12 protein-coding genes are annotated in these 18,799 nt (G+C 68.8%); 5 read left to right on the plus strand and 7 right to left on the minus strand.

Features of this window, described 5'->3' with window-relative positions; all coding sequences use genetic code 11:
* Window positions 1–90: 90 nt before the first annotated feature.
* Window positions 91–4,041, plus strand: a complete 3,951-nt coding sequence (locus AC5RV3_RS07810; RefSeq protein WP_494121634.1) for an FtsK/SpoIIIE domain-containing protein — start codon at window positions 91–93, stop codon at window positions 4,039–4,041.
* Here AC5RV3_RS07810 and AC5RV3_RS07815 read toward each other — a convergent pair.
* A complete protein-coding gene (locus tag AC5RV3_RS07815) occupies window positions 4,013–4,429 on the minus strand; it encodes a hypothetical protein (protein WP_494113691.1) in 417 nt (138 codons plus the stop codon). The genes AC5RV3_RS07810 and AC5RV3_RS07815 overlap by 29 nt on opposite strands.
* Window positions 4,430–4,704: 275 nt before the next feature.
* Between AC5RV3_RS07815 and AC5RV3_RS07820 the strand changes: the two genes are divergently transcribed.
* Window positions 4,705–4,953, plus strand: a complete 249-nt coding sequence (locus tag AC5RV3_RS07820; RefSeq protein WP_086994524.1) for a WhiB family transcriptional regulator — start codon at window positions 4,705–4,707, stop codon at window positions 4,951–4,953.
* 78 nt (window positions 4,954–5,031) lie between these two features.
* Here the strand turns inward: AC5RV3_RS07820 and AC5RV3_RS07825 are convergent, their stop codons facing one another.
* The 4 genes from AC5RV3_RS07825 to AC5RV3_RS07840 form a co-directional block, all read right to left on the minus strand.
* On the minus strand, window positions 5,032–6,507 hold the full coding sequence (locus AC5RV3_RS07825) for a sensor histidine kinase (RefSeq protein ID WP_494121635.1): 1,476 nt from the start codon (window positions 6,505–6,507) through the stop codon (window positions 5,032–5,034).
* Between the two features lies 1 nt (window position 6,508).
* Window positions 6,509–11,341: an NAD-glutamate dehydrogenase gene (locus tag AC5RV3_RS07830; protein ID WP_494121636.1), complete on the minus strand. Its 4,833-nt coding sequence runs from the start codon at window positions 11,339–11,341 to the stop codon at window positions 6,509–6,511.
* A 78-nt stretch (window positions 11,342–11,419) separates the two neighbouring features.
* Window positions 11,420–12,733, minus strand: coding sequence for a CpaE/TadZ family protein (locus tag AC5RV3_RS07835; protein WP_494121637.1), 1,314 nt, complete (start codon window positions 12,731–12,733; stop codon window positions 11,420–11,422).
* Complete coding sequence (locus AC5RV3_RS07840) at window positions 12,730–13,377, minus strand: SAF domain-containing protein (RefSeq protein WP_494121638.1); 648 nt, start codon at window positions 13,375–13,377, stop codon at window positions 12,730–12,732. Before AC5RV3_RS07840 ends, AC5RV3_RS07835 begins: the two co-directional genes overlap by 4 nt.
* Window positions 13,378–13,619: 242 nt before the next feature.
* Here AC5RV3_RS07840 and AC5RV3_RS07845 point away from each other — a divergent pair, with 242 nt between their 5' ends.
* Window positions 13,620–13,835 (plus strand): helix-turn-helix domain-containing protein, encoded by a 216-nt coding sequence (locus AC5RV3_RS07845; protein ID WP_493979122.1) that lies wholly within the window; start codon window positions 13,620–13,622, stop codon window positions 13,833–13,835.
* A 4-nt stretch (window positions 13,836–13,839) separates the two neighbouring features.
* Here AC5RV3_RS07845 and AC5RV3_RS07850 read toward each other — a convergent pair whose 3' ends face one another.
* Entirely contained in the window at window positions 13,840–14,400 is a 561-nt protein-coding gene (locus tag AC5RV3_RS07850; protein WP_494121639.1) for a hypothetical protein, read from the minus strand.
* 168 nt (window positions 14,401–14,568) lie between these two features.
* Between AC5RV3_RS07850 and AC5RV3_RS07855 the strand changes: the two genes are divergently transcribed.
* Together AC5RV3_RS07855 and AC5RV3_RS07860 are read left to right on the plus strand one after the other, a co-directional pair.
* The gene (locus AC5RV3_RS07855; protein WP_494121640.1) at window positions 14,569–15,300 is read left to right on the plus strand and encodes a LysM peptidoglycan-binding domain-containing protein; all 732 of its coding nucleotides are present in this window, start codon (window positions 14,569–14,571) and stop codon (window positions 15,298–15,300) included.
* Between the two features lie 119 nt (window positions 15,301–15,419).
* The gene (locus AC5RV3_RS07860; RefSeq protein ID WP_494121641.1) at window positions 15,420–16,049 is read left to right on the plus strand and encodes an Rv3235 family protein; all 630 of its coding nucleotides are present in this window, start codon (window positions 15,420–15,422) and stop codon (window positions 16,047–16,049) included.
* A gap of 8 nt (window positions 16,050–16,057) precedes the next feature.
* On the opposite strand, the gene secA is transcribed toward AC5RV3_RS07860, so the two are convergent.
* Window positions 16,058–18,784, minus strand: coding sequence for a preprotein translocase subunit SecA (secA, locus tag AC5RV3_RS07865; RefSeq protein WP_494121642.1), 2,727 nt, complete (start codon window positions 18,782–18,784; stop codon window positions 16,058–16,060).
* Window positions 18,785–18,799: the final 15 nt, after the last annotated feature.

Here is an 18,799-nt window from a genome sequence, read left to right on the forward strand (position 1 = left end):
CTTGTTCACGGCAGCCTCCGGTTCCGCAGTTATCCACAAACCGGGAGAAGCGCAGGAAAGCGGCACGCCCTTCTGCCTAGGTTCCTTGTCATGGTCCTCCACCTGACGCTCGCGGCCGCCCCCGGCCTTCGGGCCACCGCCGCGGCCTGGGTCGCGGCGAATGCCGATGCCGTCGCGGGGCTGGAAACCGGAAACAGCGCGGCGCCGTTGGCGGCCTGGCTGCGCGGGCGCCTGCCGGGGGTGGCCTTCACGGTATCCGGACGGAGTCTGCCCTCCCTCACCGCCGGCGTGTCCCCGCTGGTCGACGGCGCCGTCGTCGTCTGCGCCCCGGACGCGGCAGTCGTGCCGCGCCGGGAAGCACCTGCGCTGCCGCCGCTGCTGCTGGCCGTCACTTCCGGGCCCGACGCCGGCCGCCTGTTCGCCCTCACGCGCGGCCGCTTCACCGTCGGCCGGCATGCCTGCGCTCTGACCATCGCGGATCCTGAGTTGTCTCGGCTGCATGCCACCGTGGAAGTCACCGACCGCCAGGTGTTGCTGCGCGACTCCGGGTCGTCCAACGGCATCGTCCGGGGCGGCAGGCGGACCAGGCAGGTCGCGCTGAGGGCGGGGCACACGGTGCGGATCGGCGGCAGCCGGCTGCAGCTGGTCGTGGGCAGCGAACCGGGTGAACCGTTCCGGCCGGACACCGACCTGACCGTTCCGGTGCCCGTGGCTGAAAAGCCTCCGGAGCAACGGACCCGGACGACGTTGCTGCTGGCCGGGCTTCCGTTGCTCGCCGGCCTGGCGCTGGCCCTGCTGACGGGCCTCTGGTTCTTCCTGGTCTTCAGCGCCATGTCCCTGCTGGCCGCCGCCGTGCCCTACGCCGCCGGGCGGCGGCAGCGTCGCCGCTACCGGGCCGCGGTGCTTGCTGCGGCGGAAGCGGACGCCGGGCGGCGGCGCCGGGCGGCCCCCGGCGCCGCTGAGCTGACCGTGTCCCTGTTGCGGGCGGGCACGGGGCTTGGGCGTCCCGCCGCGGACCCGAGCCCTCCGGCACGCCCGGCCCACGTGTGGCTGCGGCTGGGGACGGCCAGCATGCCGGCCCACATCGGCTCGGCGTCTGCGCCCGTCGCCGAGCCTCCCGCGCCACAGGACGTTCCGCTGTGTGTGGACCTGCTCGCCGAGCCCCGGCTGACATTCCACGGAGCACCGTCCGGGCTGGAAGGACTGCTGCGTTCCGTCCTGCTGCAGTTGGCCACACGGGCAGCGGGAACGGCTCTGCGTGTTGTCTGTTATGCGTTGCCGGAGTCGCTTCGAGCGTCGGCCCGGTTCCTGCCGGGGGTGGATCTGGTGGACCGGCCCGGGCAGCTGGCGGAGCGGCTCTCCGCCGGCGGCGGCACCATAGTGCTGCTGGTAGCCGGACGCGGCGGCGAGGCGGCCCGGGTCCTGGCGGATTCCGGGCCGCCGGCCGCGCAGCTCTGGTTCGGCGGCCGGGCCGAATCCGGGAGCCGGATCATCGTGGCCGGACAGGAGTCCCGCCTGACCGCCGATTCAGGCGACGTCGCGTTTTCGGCGGATCTGGTGTCGGCCCCGACGCTGGACCGCTTTGCCCGGCTGGCCGCCGCGGCCATCCCGGGCACTGCGCCGCAGGCGGCCCGTTCCGTGCCGGCGCGCTGCCGCCTGCAGTCGATGCTTCCGCCCGAGCCGCTGGCAGGGCGGTGGTCCCGCGGCGACCGCCATCCCGGCCTCATCGCCGTGCCGGGTGCCGGCGTCGCGGGACCGCTGGCGCTCGACCTGGCCGTCCACGGGCCGCATCTGCTGGTCGCCGGCACCACCGGCTCCGGAAAGTCCGAACTGCTGCGGAGCCTTGTCCTCTCGCTGGCCCTGACCAAGTCCCCGAACACGATGAATTTCCTGCTGATCGACTTCAAGGGCGGTTCCGGGCTCGGCCCGCTCGTCCGGTTGCCGCACTGCGCCGGCCTGCTCACGGACTTGACGCTGGAAGCAGTCGGCCGGTCGCTGGCCTGGCTGCAGGCGGAGGTGCGCCGCCGCGAAGCCCTGCTGGCCGGCCGCGGCATCGGCGACATCGCGGCCTGCCCGCCGGGCACCTTGCCGCGGCTCGTCGTCGTGGTGGACGAATTCCGGATGCTGGGCGAGGACGCGCCGCAGGCGCTTCCCGAGCTGATGCGCGTGGCCACGGTGGGCCGGGCCCTGGGCATCCATCTGGTGCTGGCCACGCAGCGGCCGCAGGGTGCGGTCTCCTCGGACATCCGCGCGAATATCACCACCATGATCGTGCTGCGGACGCAGAACACGGCCGAGTCCCGCGACCTGCTGGACTCGCCCGTGGCCGCCGACATACCGGTGACCGCAAGGGGCAGGGCCTACCTGCGCATCGGCACGCAGGATGCGGTGCCCTTCCAGTCGGCCTCCAGCACCTTGCCGGCCCCCGGTCCGCTCCCGGTCTTCCGGACCGTGGGCGAATGGCTGGCGGCGGAGCCACCGGCGGCGGCTGCCGCGGAGGGCGCCCGAGAGGTCGAGCGGCTGGTGGCCGAGGCCGCGGCCGCCTCCCGTGGCCTGGGCCTGGCGGAAGCCCGGCGGTTGCCGCCGGCCCTGCCGGTGAGACTGGCCGTCGCCGACCTGGCCGGGCCCGGGCAGGTCGCCCCGACCCGCTGTCCCGGAGGCGGCGACGGCGGGAGCCAGCGCCCCGCCGGCGCCTTGCCTCACGACGGGGACAGCCTCGCGATCGGGCTGCTGGATCTGCCGTCCCGCCAACGGCAGGTGCCGCTGCACTGGCAGCCGGAGCGCGACGGCCACCTGGCGGTTCTCGGCGTGGAGGGAGGAGGGCACCGGGAGTTCTTGCGGGCCCTGGCGGCACAGGTCCTGGGCGGACCGGTGGAACGACACTGCTACGTGCTGGACGGTGACGGTTCGCTGGGCCCCGCCTCGGGCGCCGGCCGGACGGGCGCCTACGTGGGCCCCCGGGACACCGAACGGGCGGCAAGGGTTTTGCGCCGGCTGGCCGAGGAGGTCGCCTCCCGGCTCGGCGGCCTGGCATCGGTCGTGGGGCCTGCCGAGCCGGCGGCCACCGTTCCGTTGGTCGTGCTCGTCAGCGGGTGGAGCCGCTGGCTCAGTGGCTTCCGGGCCGGCCGGCTCGGCTGGGCCGAAGACTGTCTGCAGGATCTGGCCCGCGACGGCCAGGCGACTGGTGTTGCCCTGGTTGTGTCCGGAGACCGTGAGCTGTCCGGCAGCCGCTTCCTGCCGCTCATGGCCAACCGGCTTTACCTTCCGACCGGCGCCGGTCCCGAAACGTTGCTGGGCTGGCCCCGCCTTCCTCCCATGGACGCGGTGCCCGGCAGGGCTTTGGTGCAGGGGCGGATCGGCGGCGACGGCGGGGTCTGCCACCTGGCCACCGATCCGGCCGGCTGCCTCCCGCCGGCCGACGCCCGCACCCGCCCCTTCAGGATAGAACCGCTGCCGCTGACGGTTTCCGCAGCCACGCTGCCCCGCGCATGCCGCGGGCAGCCGGTGATCGGCGTGGAAGGCGACGAGCTTGAGCCCTCCACACTGGCGCTGGCCGCCGGCGAGGTGTACTTGGTCCTGGGCCCCGAAGGCAGCGGGAAGACCAACCTGCTGGTCCTCCTGCAGCGGTCGTTGGAGGGACTAAGGCCGTGTTGTGCACCGCCCCGCGACGGAAACGCCGACGAATTCTGGGCCGGACGCGCCGCCGCCGGGCGCGGCGCTGTCCTGTTGGTCGACGACGCCGAGGCCCTCGGCGGGCGTGCCAACGGAGCCATCGCCGCCTTGGTCGCCGCCGGCGCATCGGCCGTGGTGGCTGCACGCCCGGGGCCCTTGCTGCCGCAGCAGGTTCCGCTGGCCCTGCAGGCCAGGGCCAGGGGGCGCGGCATGGTCTTGGCGCCGCGGGCGGGCGCGGATGCGGACTTCTTCGGGGTGCGGCTCGACGACGGGTGGAGGCCGCCGGGACGCGGCTACCGGATCGATTCCGGCCGGGCCGTGCCGCTGCAGGTAGCCGTGGCTACAGGGCGCGGGGAGCGGCGCCCCTGACCAGAAAATCCGTCACGGGCTTGGTCAGCAGCAGGACGAAGGAGGCGCCGGCCGCCACCAGCAGGACCGGGCCCAGCAGCAACTGGCCGCCTTGGATCATGGAGATGGCCACCACCACCACGAAGACCTGCCACACCAGTGCAGCAGCCCGCGTCCAGCGGTATCCGCGGAACAGGAAGTGCCCGACGACCAGCAGCCAGAGGCCGAAGACCAGCATCAGGACCAGCAGGAAGACGCTGCTGGACAGCGATATCGGGGTCTGGGTGGCCAGCCCGTAGCCGTACAGGGCGGCTCCGCCCAAGAGCACCAGTGCTTCCAGGACCACTGCCGCCGCGATGATTTTGATGGCGATGGGACGGGCGGCAGGGGCGGATGACGGTGCAGGCATTGACACACTCGCACCCTACCTTAGATAGTCGGATTATCGGCTGCAGATGGCCGGGCACCGGTTCCCGGCCGGTGCCGAACCATATCACCCTGTGACGAATGACTCAGGTATTACGGCCGGTTAAGTCCGCATGACCTCTTGTTTACGCGGATTTAACATGAAACGCTTGATGGCGAAGCGCAGAGGGGGCCGTTCGGGCTCCCTTTTCTATGAGTCTGTTCGTGAATGTTTTCACAAAAACCACCGGACACCATTTAAAGGAGTATGTGATCAGCATGGATTGGCGTAGCCGCGCGGCATGCCTGGACAAGGACCCGGAACTGTTTTTCCCCGTGGGGAACACCGGGCCGGCACTCCTGCAGATCGAAGAGGCCAAGAGCGTCTGCCGGCGCTGCCCGGTGATTGATACCTGCCTGCAGTGGGCCATCGAGTCCGGCCAGGACGCCGGTGTGTGGGGAGGCATGAGCGAGGACGAGCGCCGGGCGCTCAAGCGCCGCGCCGCCCGGGCCCGCCGGGCGTCCTGACCCCAAGACCCCCAGTTTGGAGAGAGGCCGCTGCCGGATTCGGCAGCGGCCTCTCTCGCGTCGGCGGCCTGCCCGCGCTCAGCGGGCACCCTTGTTGTTGAGCACCAAGTCGATCCGCACACACGTTCCCCCGCCGTCGCGCGGGGTCCATTCGATCCGGCCGCCCAGTTCGCTGGTGACCAGCGTGCGGACAATCTGCAGGCCCAGGCCCTCCCCCCGCGGTTCCTCGGGCAGGCCCACGCCGTCGTCCTCGACCGAAACGGTCAGCAATTCGTCGTCGCCGCGCCGGCTCCGCCGGGCAGTCAACCGGACCGTGCCGTGCCGCCCGGCCAGCCCGTGTTCGACGGCGTTCGTGACCAGTTCGTTGATCACCAGGGCCAGCGGTGTGGCGAACTCGCTGGGCAGTTCCCCGAACTCGCCGCTGCGCTCGGTGCGGACCGCTTGCGTGGGCGAAGCCACTTCCGCCGAGAGCCGGAACTGGCGCCCGATCAGTTCGTCGAAGTCCACGTTCTGCGCCAAGCCCTGGGACAGCGTTTCGTGTACCAGCGCGATCGTGGCGACGCGGCGCATGGCCTGTTCCAGCCCCTGTTTCGCTTCGTCGCTGACCATGCGGCGCGACTGCATGCGCAGCAACGCGGCCACCGTCTGGAGATTGTTCTTCACGCGGTGGTGGATTTCCCGGATGGTGGCGTCCTTCGACACCAGCTCCATCTCCCGCCGGCGCAGCTCCGAGACGTCCCGGCACAGCACCAGGGCGCCGAAACGCTCCTGCTCGTTCCTCAGGGGGATGGCCCGCAGCGAGAGCGAGACGCCGCGGGATTCGATCTCGGTGCGCCAGGGCATGCGCCCGGTGACAACCAGCGGCAGGGTTTCGTCGACCATGCGCCGGTCCTTGAGCAGCGCCGTCGTCACTTCGGCCAGTGAGCGGCCTTCCAGGGACTCGACGTCGCCGAGCCGCCGGAAGGCCGAAACACCGTTGGGGCTGGCGTACTCCACTACCCCGTCGGCGTCCAACCTGATCAGGCCGTCGCCGACCCGGGGCGCGCCGCGGCGCGACCCGGTCGGCGAGGCGAAGTCCGGCCACAGTCCCAGCGTTCCCATTTTCAGGAGGTCGTAGGCGCACTGCCGGTAGGTCAGCTCCAGCCGCGACGGCATCCTGGAGCTGGACAGGTCCATGTGCGACGTCACGATCGCCAGCGTCCGGCCGTTGCGGACCATGGGCACCGCCTCCACCCGCATCGCCATCTCCGTGGTCCAATCGGCCTCCGACGACCGTTCGATCGTCTGCGACTGGCGTGCCTGGTCCACCAGCGGCTTGAGGTCCTCACGGATCCGCTCCCCCACGAAGTCCCGGTGGAACACCGTGTGGGTGGTCGACGGCCGCACATGCGCCAGCGCCACGTAGCTCCCGTCCGGCGTCGGGAACCACAGGGCCAGATCGGCGAACGCCAGGTCCGCGATCAGCTGCCAGTCGCCGACCAGCAGATGGAGCCACTCCGCGTCACCCGGTCGAAAGTCGGCGTAGTCGCGGATGGGATCGGTGAAGATGGCCAAGCTATCGCCGTACTGTCGAGCGCATCAGTCGCAGTGCCACGGACAACGACGCCATGTCGTCCTGTTCGAGCTTGTTCACTTCCTCGAACATGTCCCGGGTGCGCTTGATGTTCTCCGCGTTGGCCCGCTCCCACTCGTCGAGCCTGGCCTCGGCCTGTTCCCCTGCCGGGGTGCTTTGCATCACCGCTACGGTGATGTCCGTGACGGTCGTGTACAGGTCGTCGCGCATGGCGGCCCGGGCCAGCGACTGCCACCGGTCCTCCCGCGGCAGCGACGTGATGCGCTCCAGCAGGTTGTCGACGTCGAACCGATCGTAGACCGCGTAGTAGACGCGGGCGACGGACTCGACCGGTTCGTCCATCTGCCCGGCGATGCGGGCGACGTCGAGCAACCCGAAGCTCTCGAACTGCTCGGCCCACTGCCGGGCGATCCCTTCCGGCAGCCCGCGTTCTTCGGCGGTTTCGAGCCATTCGTGCACGCGGGCCAGGTCATCGCCGCGCAGGTACTTGACCAGATTGTTGCGCAAGGGATCCATTTGCGGCTTGAACATTGCGACGCCTTCGGCGACCGGGGTTCCGCTGTCAACATGGTTGATGTACCAACGTACCGCCCGGTCCAGCAGGCGGCGCATGTCCAGATGCACCGTGCACCACAGGTCCGTCGGGAAGCTGGCTGGCAATGCGTTCAGGGCCCCCACGAGCTTGTCGAACTCATAGATCTCGCGCAGCGCCACGAAGGCCCGTGCCACGTCGGCCTCGGAGACGGACGTTTCCTCCATGACCCGGAACGCGAAGGTGATGCCGCCCATGTTGATCATGTCGTTGGCAACGACGGTGGCGATGATCTCCCGGCGCAGCGGGTGGCCTGCCATATCGTCCCCGAACCGCTCGACCAGCTGGTGCGGGAAGTAGCCGCGCAGCACACCGTCGAAGAACGGGTCGTCGGCCAGATTGCTCTCGGTCAGCGCATGGGTCAACTCAATCTTCGAATAGGCGGCCAGCACGGAAAGCTCCGGTGAGGTCAGGCCCTGGCCGGCGCCGATCCGTTCGTGCAGCTCCTCGGTGGACGGCAGCGCTTCGAGCTGCCGATCCAGGTCCGCATGGTTTTCCAACCAGTCCATCAGGCGTTCGAAGCTGGGGCTCCACTCGATGATGCGCTGGCGGTCGTTGAGCAACAGGACGTTCTGGTCGATGTTGTCCTGGATGACCAAACGGCCGACTTCCTCGGTCATCGAGTGCAGCAGGTCGGCACGCTCCGCTACCGGCAGTTTTCCGGCGGCGACCATCTGGTCCACGAGGATCTTGATGTTGACCTCGTAGTCGGAGCAGTCCACGCCGGCGGAGTTGTCGATGGCATCGGTGTTGAGGATGATCCCCTGGCTGGCGGCTTCGATCCGGCCGCGTTGGGTCATGCCCAGGTTGCCGCCTTCGCCGATCACCTTGACCCTCAGGTCGGCGCCGTTGACGCGGATGGCGTCATTGGCCTTGTCGCCTACTTCGGCATTCGACTCGGTCGACGCCTTCACATAGGTGCCGATGCCGCCGTTGTACAGCAGGTCCACCGGCGCCTTCAGGATGGCACGCAGCAGCTCGGGCGGACTCATGCTCGTGACCTGCGGATCGAGGCCGAGGACCTCCCGAACCTCCACCGACAACGGGATCGACTTCACCGACCGCGGGTAGACCCCGCCGCCGGCGCTGATCAGCTTCTCGTCATAGTCGGCCCAGGAGGACCGGGGCAGCTCGAACAGGCGCCGGCGCTCCTGGAAGGAGGCAGCGGCGTCGGGGTCCGGGTCCAGGAAGATATGCCGGTGGTCGAAGGCTGCGACCAGCCGGATGTGCTCGGACAGCAGCATCCCGTTCCCGAAGACGTCGCCGCTCATGTCCCCGACCCCGACGACGGTGAAATCCTCGGTTTGGGTGTCGACGCCGAGTTCGCTGAAGTGCCGCTTGACCGATTCCCAGGCGCCCCGTGCGGTAATGCCCATTGCCTTGTGGTCGTAGCCGACCGAGCCTCCGGACGCGAAGGCGTCACCCAGCCAGTGGCCGTATTCCAGCGAGATGTCGTTGGCGATGTCGGAGAAGCTCGCCGTCCCCTTGTCCGCGGCGACCACCAGGTAGGTATCGTCGCCGTCCAGCCGCACAACCCGCTCCGGGGGCACTACTTCCTGGCCGGATTCGGTCCGGACCAGGTTGTCGGTGATGTCCAGCAAGCCGCGGATGAAGGTGCGGTAGCTTTCCTGCCCTTCCGCCATCCAGGCCGCGCGGTCCACGGCGGGGTCGGGCAGCCGTTTGGCGAAGAAACCGCCCTTCGCGCCGGTGGGCACGATAACCGCGTTCTTGACCGTCTGCGCCTTGACCAGTCCCAGGATTTCGGTGCGGAAGTCCTCCCGGCGGTCGGACCAGCGGAGTCCGCCGCGGGCAACATCGCCGAACCGAAGGTGGACGCCTTCGACCCGCGGCGAGTAGACCCAGATCTCATACTTTGGCCGCGGGAACGGTGCACCGTCGATCCGCGACGGGCTGAGTTTGAAACTGAAGTAGGGCTTGTCCTGGAAGTAGTTGGTGCGAAGCGTCGCGTCGATCAGGTTCGCCAGCGAGCGCAGCACCCGGTCGGCGTCCAGGGTGGGCACGGCTTCGAGTCCCGCTGCGAGCTCGGAACGGGCGGCCTCGACCGCCGCCTCGCGGTCACCGTCCAGGTCTGGATCGAAGCTGGCGTTGAACACCGCCAGCAGGGCGCGGGCCACTGCCGGGTTGGCCAGCAGCGTGTCGGAGACGAAGGCGTAGGAGACCAGGTTGCCCAGCTGCCGCAGGTAGCGGGTGTAGGCGCGCAGCACCGCGACCTGGCGCCAGCCGATGCCCTCGGCCAGGACCAGCCGGTCAAAGCCGTCCGACTCGCTGCGTCCGGTGACGGCGGCGCCGAAGGCTTCCTCGAGCAGGTCGCCGGTGGCGATCGGATCGACGCCCGCCGGGTACCGGAGGCCGAAGTCGTACAGGAAGTAATCTTCGCCGTCCGCCGTGGCGATCTCGAACGGGCGCTCGTCCAGTACCTCCAGCCCGGTGTTCTGCAGCACGGGCATGATGTTGCTCAGCGACCGCGCCTCCGGCAGGTACAGCTTCAGCCGTGCGTCGGCGGCGAGGACGTCGGCGCTGTCCTCGGGAACATAGACGTGCAGCACCGGGGCGGCCCCGGCGTCGCCTCCCTCGTAGTTGCGGAAACGGTCGATGTCCTCGAGCGCGTCTTCCACTTCGTAGTCCACCCGGTAGCTGGGCGGGAACGCGTCCTTCCAGTTCGCCGAGAGGCGGGCAGCCTCCTCGCCGTCGAAATTGGCGCGTAGCACCTCTTCGATGCCCTCCGACCAGGACCGGGACGCCTGGGCCAACCGGCGCTCAAGGTCGGCGGTATCGACCTTCGGCACCGTGGAGTCACGCTTGAGCCGGATGCGGAAGAACAGACGGGCGAGGGCGGATTCCGACATCCGCGCCTCGTAATCGATGCTCTGCGGGTCGAAGGTGTTGCGCAGCTCCTGCTCGATCCGCAGCCGGACGGCGGTGGTGTAGCGGTCGCGCGGCAGGAACACCAGGGCAGACACGAACCTGCCGTAGGCGTCGGTGCGCAGGAACAACCGGGTCCGGCGCCGCTCCTGCAGCCGCAGGATGCCCATCGCGGTCGCGGCCAGCTCCTCGGCGTCCATCTGGAACAACTCGTCGCGGGGGTACGTTTCGAGGATCGACAGCAGGTCCTTGCCGGAGTGCGAATCGGCCGGGAAGCCGCTGTGCTGCAGCACTGCCGCGACCTTTTCCCGGGCAATCGGGACGCTCTTCACCGAGCGGTTGTAGGCACTGGTGGCGAAGAGGCCGATGAAGCGGCGCTCGCCGTCGACGTTGCCCTGCGCATCGAAGCTCTTCACGCCGATGTAGTCCAGGTACGCCGCACGGTGCACCGTGGAGCGCGAATTCGCCTTGGTAATTACCAGCGCACGCTTTTCCCGTGCGCGGGCGCGGCCTTCTTCGGTGAGGTGCTGGATCCGCTTCGTGTCGCCAATGTGGCGCATCATGCCCAGGCCGCTGTCCTCCCGGACCAGGAGCACGTCTTCGCCGTCCTGGGTGACGAGATCGTATTCGCGGTAGCCCAGGAAGGTGAAATTCCCGTCGTCGAGCCACTCAAGCAGCGCCTTGGCCTCCTGCAGGTCGGGAATCTCGTCGGCGCCTGCGACCGAATCCAGCGACGCAGCCACCTGCCGCACCTGCCGGCGCATGGCCGGCCAGTCCTCGACCGACGCGCGGACGTCCGACAGGACGCTCTTGAGTCCGGTCATCAATTCGACGGCCTTTTCCGGCTCGATCCGTCCGGTCTCCACGGCCATCCAGGACTCGATCCGCAGGACCTGGTCGCCGCCGGTCTCAAACGATCCCAGATGCGGCAGTGCCGCCGTGTCGCCGCTGGAGACCCCGGCGGCGACCGGCACCTGTTCCACGCCGGCGAGGTCGTGGCTGTCCCGGGCCCGGGTAGTCACGAAAGTGGGGTGCATGATCATCCGGATGGCAATACCCTGCCGCAGCAGCTCGGCGGTGACCGAATCGACCAGGAACGGCATGTCGTCGGTGACGATCATGACCACGCTGGCCTCGGGTTCGTCGCGGATGCCGATCACCGGCTGGGCCGGCGGCCGGTGGACTGCCAGCTCCCGATGCGCGAGCGCACGGGCGCGGAGCACATCCGGACTGTAGCTCGCGGCATCCTCCGCGGCCAGGTGCTCGTAGTATTTGGCGATGAATTCCTCATCGCCGGTTGCTGAGCTGGACAGATCCGCCATGCTGGATCCAGTCGACATGTAAAACGCCTCCGATAGGTGTGTCCCGACCGCGCCGTTGCGGTCCTTTGGTTAGCCTAACGCGGCGCGTTCAAAACTTCACTTTGACCGGGTACGGCGGCGGATTCCCCGCCTGGGCGCCGCCGGCCGGCTACCTGCCAGCCCGGCGATGGCGTGCCGCAGCACAGATCCGGGCGCGGTCTCCAAGAGGACCGAACCGCCCAAGAGGGCGGCATCGGCCGCGGCGGAATCGGCCGGCAGCAGGGCGCGGATGTCACGCGCGGGTCCGAACCGCTCCCAGGCCTCCCGCAGCTGGGCTTCCGGCCGGGCTCCCACGGCTGCCGCCCGAACCTTGTTGAGCACGACTTCTGCCGGGGCCGAGGGGACTGCGTGCGCCAACTCGTCCAATCCGCGGACCAGCCGCGGCAGCCCCACGGAATCGGCACTGCCCACAGCAAGCACCCGGTCCGCCGCCTGGAGCACCCGCAAGGTGGCGCCGTTGCGCCGGGGCGCCATCGAGTCAAAGCTCAGCTCCTCGTCGTGTTCCAGCGAGAAACCGCAATCCACGACGACGGTCTCCGCCACCGCCCGCGCCACCTCCAGCACCTTTCCAAGCGCCGATGGCCTCAGCTCGGTCCACCGGTCCACCCTGGTAATCCCGGTCAGCACCAGCATCGAGGTTCCGGCCACGGCCACCTTCAGGCAGACCCGCTCCAAGGCTTGAGGATCCAAGACGCCCTGGTCCGCCAGCCGGCAAGCGTGGGCCAGGGCGGCGGATTCGTCGAGCAGGCCGAGGAACGCGGCCACGCTGGCCCCATAGGTATCCGCATCCATCAGCAAGGTCCGCCGCCCCGCGGCGGCGTATTCGGCCGCGAGGTTGACCGCCACCGTGGTGCGTCCCGGCGCCCCGGCCGGACCCCATACCGCGACCAGTTCGCCCTTCGGCCCCGCAGGTACCGCCGGCCCGGGTTCAGCGCCGTGCGCGTGCAGGGCCCGGGCTGGGTCGGCCAGCGCCGCCGGTCCGGGCGCCGCAGCCCGCCCGGCCGCCCCGGCCGGCGTCAGCGAGCCCAGCTGCGCGACCGACTCGGCTACCAGTGCCGCCAAGGCCACGGGTTCGATGGTTTCGGCACCGGTGCGGATGCCGAGGGCTTCGAGCCGGAGTCGTTCGCCGCCGTCGTCGGTCAACGCCACCACGGATACCTCGGCGCTGTGCAGCCGCTCCAGCACGCTGCCGTCGAGTTCCCGGGTCCTGCCTGCCACGATGGCCGCCCGGGCCAGCCCGGACTGCGCCGCCGCCAGCAACTCGGCGAGCTCGGTGCAGCGCCGGACCACCGTCACGGGTCCATGCAGCCGTTCCAGGCCCGAGACGAAGTCGGCAGCCGCTGTGCCCAGCGTGACGACCGGCAGGCTCATGGGGTGCCGCCCGGGTTGAGTACGACGTTGATGCGGGCCCCGTTGGCGAGTGCATGCAGCAGCGCCGGCAGGGTGTCATCCCCCACCAGGACGTGCAGCCGTTCCGCTCCGGACGAGCCGAAAGCGGTGGTGGCGTCGGTCAACTGCGACACCTCGGCCGCCTCGAGCAGCCTCTCCGGCTGCTTGAAGCCGTTCCGTCCGTCCGGCAGCGAAACCCAGACATCCACCCTGGAACCGGGGCCGGCGCCCTCGGGCAACGGGCTCTCGATGTTCAGGCCGATCGGCTTTCGGTCCAGGTCGTCGGCAACACCCAGCACGGAGGCCGGCAGCAATTCCCCGCGCCGGACCAGTGCAGTGGCGACGGCACCTGCCGGCAGCCCCGATGCTGCCGGCAGGTAGCGGCCCTCGGCCTCGCCCAGCCGGACCTCGACGACGACGACGTCCGCGGCGGAGATCGGTTGTCCCACCGCGATGTCCGTCCTGGCTGCCAGAACACTGGTGGTTTGGTCCGCGCCGGTTACCAGCGCGGACACGCCGGCCACCGAAGCCAACACCAGCAGCAGTCCCACCAGCAGCCGGGGATCTTTCCACGACGGGCGTTTCAACCGTTGTGCCGTGGTTTTTTCGGCGATGGCAGCGCTCACGGATCTTCCCCCTCAGCCCCGCGCCCCGAAAGGGACAGCCACACTGCGGTCCGAACAAGGGCTTCGAGGCCGCGGGTGGCACCATTCTGGTCGGGGCGGCAGGGAAAAAGAACCGACGGCGGCCGATCGGCCCCGGTCTGTGGAAAAACTTTTCGGGTCAACAGCACGGCTGGCGCCGGATCAAATGACATCAAACGATGCCATAATGTGGGAAAACTATCCCCGTCTCAAAGGATCTGTCCATGCCACGGTTCCTGACTCTGTCCGATGTGGCGGAGGAGTTGCAGATCTCCTCGTCGCAGACGTACGCCCTGGTCCGCAGCGGCGAACTTCCCGCCATCCAGATCGGCGGCCGGGGCCAGTGGCGCGTCGAGCAGGTCATGCTCGATCAGTACATCCAGGACAAGTACGCCCAGACGCGGCGGCTGATCGAAGAAGCCAAGTCGACCACCGAATGAGGATCTAGTCCGGACTGCGCGATACGAGGGCGGCAAGGGCCGGGAAGGGCACCGTGTAGACCGACCGGACATTTACCGCGCGCCGGTCCTCGCCCGAGGGCACGGCCGCGACGTCGAAGGAGTCCGCCCCGACCCTGTCGATCACCCCCTCCGCCGCGGGCACGCCCGAACTACCTGACAGATACACGGCGACAGGGGCGCGGTCGCGGCCAACGGCCCGAAGCGCGGAACCGAGCCCGAGCCGACGCGCTCCGGACTTGTCGGCAACCGCATGCCGGCCCATGCCTTCGAGCAACTGGAGGGCAGCCAGCGGCACGAGCATGCTCCGCACCCCCTGGTTGAGCACCAACCAGGTTGATCCGACATGGGCCAACGTCCCCTCGAACCTGAGGTCTGCGCCGAGACGCACGCGCAACCAGCTTCCCAGCTGCCCCCGAAGCCTGTCGGCCAGATCCACCGCGGCCAGCTCGATCCGGGCACGCTCGTTGGCCTCGGCTTCCAGCTCCAACCGGTCCGCGGCGTGTAGCTGGGTCTCCAGATCGGCAAACAGGGCGTCCCAACGCATGGCGCCAGCCTAGGAACTTCGATCAGTTTCCGTCAATCGAAAACCAACCACTTTACAACAACCCTCGACCAGTGCCACCATTAGTGCCCAAGCGGCAACAAAGAGCAACAAACTACATCAAACTACATCCTACGGAGTCAAAGCAGATCTCGACCGGAGGCGCTTCCCATGCTCAGAACCACCGCCGATCTGGCAACCGCAGTGCTGGTCACGGGGTGCGCCGCCGTGCTGATTCTCGCCGGGACCGAAGTAGCCGCCGGCGTCACGTGGCCGGCGCATAACTATCAGGACCTGCTGGCCGTCCTGTCGATCGGCGCCGGCGCGGCCGTGCTCTGTTGGCTGCTCCTGGGCATGGCAGCAGCTGCCGCCAGCGCCGTACTGGCCAAGACCGGCCACCGGCGCCTGGCGGCTCGGTGGGCCGACCTGAGTCCTGCGTTCCTGCGGCGCTTGGCGGGCGCGGTCGTCGGCCTCAACCTGGTGGTGGTCGCCGGTGCCCACGCGGGGACCACAACGCGTGCGGCAGAACCCGCGGCCGGGAGCCGTATCTCCGGCGCCGCCGTCGTGGATCCACAGTGGCAGCCGGACGGCCCGGCAGGTCCGGCAGGTTTGGCAAATCCGCCGGTGGATCCCTTATGGAAGCCCGCGCCGCCGGTCGCGGCACCGGGTGTCGTCGCCAAGCCGCTAACCCGGCACACTCCCGGGAACCCGCGGACCGTTACCGTCACCGCCGGCGACTCCCTCTGGCATCTCGCGGCGGCCGAGCTGGGCCCGCTGGCGACCGACAGGGAAATCGCCGAGCGGTGGCCTGATTGGTATGCCGCCAACCGAACCGTCATCGGCCTCGACCCCTCGCTGATCAAACCGGGGCAAACCCTCGTCGTGCCGCCGCCGGGGCAGTGAACCTTTCCGGCGGGGCGGAGAGACGCACAGCCCCGCGGACCACGGACGCCGCGTGGCTGGCGGAGCGGCTGGAAGTCAGGGCAGTACAAGTGCAGTACCAGTGGAAGGAAGGGCAGGACATGGACAACGTGCGACACCTCCCGGCGGTGCAGGCGCCGCGGAAAGAAGCCGCGGCTACCGCGCGGATCCAGGCGCTGGCACCCGCGAGCGGGGAGCCGCGGCCCCTGACGGTCCGGCGGGTCAAGCCGGCGGGGCCGGACGGCTATTTTGCCCCGGTCATTCGGTTGCAGCCCAGGCGGCCGGAGGACACCGGGGCCCACGGGGCAGCCAAACCCGTTGCAGTGCCCCGGCCCATTCCGCTGCCCGTAGGCGGCAATCCGGAGGCGGAGGCCGAGTTGAGCCACGTCACCGCGACGGCCCGGTCCGTGGCGCAGGCCTGCCTGGAGGCCGTCTCCGGCACGCGGCCGGTCCATCAGCTGGCCCGCTGGCTCGACCCCGCCAGCTATGAAAAGCTGGTCCACCGCGCGGACATCGTCAGGGCGCACCAGGCGAAACTGCGTTCCGATGGCCGCGCCCCGCTGCGGCTGCACCGCAGCGCCGTCGTCCGCTCCTCCCGGGTGTGCCGTGCCGCCGACAGCGCCTATGAAGCGTCCCTCGTGGTGGCCGAGACCCGCCGGATTCGCGCCGTAGCGCTGCGCCTGGAGTTGATCCGCGGACTGTGGAAGGTCACGGCCCTGGAGATCGGCTGAACCCGAAACTACTTCCGGCGCTTGCCGCTCTTGGCGGGCCGCTTGTCCCTGGCAGGACCTGCCGCCTTGGCCGGAGCCTGGCGCTCGACCCGCGTCTCGGCCTCCCCGGACGCGCTGGGCGCCGTGAACTGGAGGGCAACCGGGCGCTGCGGAGCTTCCAATCCTGCCGCAGTGATCTGCGGCCCCGCCGCCGCCCGGGCATCTGCGACCCCGGGGACAGTCGCCGCGGCAGGCTGCTGCACCTGAACCTCGAGGTTGAAGAGATAGCCAATGCTCTCTTCACGGATGGACTCCATCATGGCCTGGAACATCACGAATCCCTCGCGCTGGTATTCGACCAGCGGATCGCGCTGGGCCATGGCCCGCAGGCCGATGCCCTCCTTGAGGTAGTCCATCTCGTAGAGGTGTTCCTGCCACTTCCTGCCGATCACCGAGAGCACAACGCGCCGCTCCAGTTCGCGCATGGTCTCGGAGCCGAGTGTCTGCTCACGCTGCGCGTAGGCGACCTTGGCATCGGAGACAATCTCTGCGCGCAGGAAGTCTGCCGTGACTCTCGAGCGACCGCCGGCTTCCTCCAGCACCTCGTCGATCGTCAGTTCGATCGGGTAAAGCTGCTTGAGGTTGGTCCACAGCTGCTCGTAGTCCCAGTCGTCGCCATGGCCCTCCATGGTGGCTTCGTTGACCATCGCCGTCACCACGTCCTCGAGGAAGAACGAGACCTTCTCGTGCAGGTCGTCGCCTTCCAGGATCCGCCGCCGGTCGTTGTAGATTGCCTCGCGCTGCCGGTTGAGCACGTCGTCGTACTTCAGCACGTTCTTGCGCTGCTCGGCGTTGCGGCCCTCGACCTGTGCCTGGGCGTTCTGGATGGCCTTGGAAACCATCTTGGACTCCAGAGCCACGTCGTCGGGCATGCGGGAGGAGTTCATGATCCGCTCGGCCGCCCCCGAGTTGAACAGCCGCATCAGGTCATCGGTCAGGGAGAGGTAGAAGCGCGATTCGCCCGGGTCGCCCTGGCGGCCGGAGCGGCCGCGGAGCTGGTTGTCGATGCGCCGCGATTCATGCCGTTCGGTACCCAGCACGTAGAGCCCGCCGAGCTCCTTGACCTCGTCGTGTTCGGCCTGCACGGCTTTCTGGGCCGCCGCCAGGGCGCCGGGCCAGGCTGCCTCGTATTCCTCGGGATTCGCGGCGGGGTCCAGTCCACGGCGTTCCAACTCGGCCACGGCGTTGAATTCCGCGTTGCCGCCGAGCATGATGTCCGTACCGCGGCCGGCCATGTTGGTCGCCACCGTGACGGCACCCTTGCGGCCGGCCTGCGCGACGATGGCCGCTTCCCGGGCGTGGTTCTTGGCGTTGAGGACCTCATGCCGGATGCCCTGTTTCGCCAACTGCTTGGACAGGTACTCGCTCTTCTCCACGCTGGTGGTGCCCACCAGGACCGGCTGGCCCTTTTCGTGGCGCTCGGCGATGTCCTTCACGACGGCGTCGAACTTGGCGACTTCGTTCTTGTAGATCAGGTCCGATTGGTCGAGGCGGGCCATCGGCTTGTTCGTCGGGATCGGAACCACGCCGAGCTTGTAGGTGCTCATGAACTCGGCCGCTTCCGTTTCGGCGGTACCGGTCATGCCCGACAGCTTGCCGTAGAGGCGGAAATAGTTCTGCAGGGTCACCGTGGCCAGCGTCTGGTTCTCGGCCTTGATCTCGACGCCCTCTTTGGCCTCGATCGCCTGGTGCATGCCTTCGTTGTAGCGCCGGCCGGCCAGGATACGGCCGGTGTGCTCGTCGACGATGAGCACCTCGCCCTTGAGCACCACGTAGTCCTTGTCCCGCTTGAACAACTCCTTGGCCTTGATGGCGTTGTTCAGGAACCCGATCAGCGGCGTATTCGCAGATTCATACAGGTTGTCGATGCCGAGGTAGTCCTCGACCTTTTCGATGCCGGACTCCAGCACGCCGACGGTGCGCTTCTTCTCGTCGACTTCGTAGTCCTCGGTGTCCTTCAGCCGCATCACGACGCGCGCGAATTCGGTGTACCAGCGGTTCACGTCGCCGGAGGCTTGCCCGGAGATGATCAGCGGGGTACGGGCCTCGTCGATCAGGATCGAGTCGACCTCGTCCACGATCGCGAAGTGGTGTCCGCGCTGCACCAGTTCATCACGGCTCCAGGCCATGTTGTCGCGCAGGTAGTCAAAGCCGAATTCGTTGTTCGTGCCGTAGGTGATGTCCGCCGCGTACTGTTCGCGGCGCGTCGCCGGGTTCTGGTTTGAGAGGATGCAACCGCTGGTCAGGCCCAGGAAGCGGTAGACGCGGCCCATCAGGTCGGACTGGTACTCGGCCAGGTAGTCGTTGACCGTCACCACGTGGACGCCCTTGCCGGTGAGCGCGTTCAGGTAGGCCGGCGCTGTGGCCACCAGTGTCTTGCCTTCACCGGTCTTCATCTCCGCGATGTTGCCCATGTGCAGTGCTGCGCCGCCCATCAGCTGGACGTCGAAGTGGCGCAGGCCGAGCGTGCGGCTGGCGGCTTCCCGGACAGCGGCGAAGGCTTCGGGGAGCAGGTCGTCCAGCAGCTCGCCGTCCTGGTAGCGCTGCTTCAGCGTGTCGGTTTCCGCGCGCAACTCGGCATCCGTGAGGGACTTGAAGTCCTCTTCCAGGACGTTGATCGCATCGGCGTAGCCGCGCAGCCTCTTTAGCGTCTTCTTGTCGCCGGTACGAAGCACACGCTCGAGAATCGTTGGCACTACATTGCTCCCAGT

The organism is Arthrobacter sp. Y3221114, from assembly GCF_059092625.1.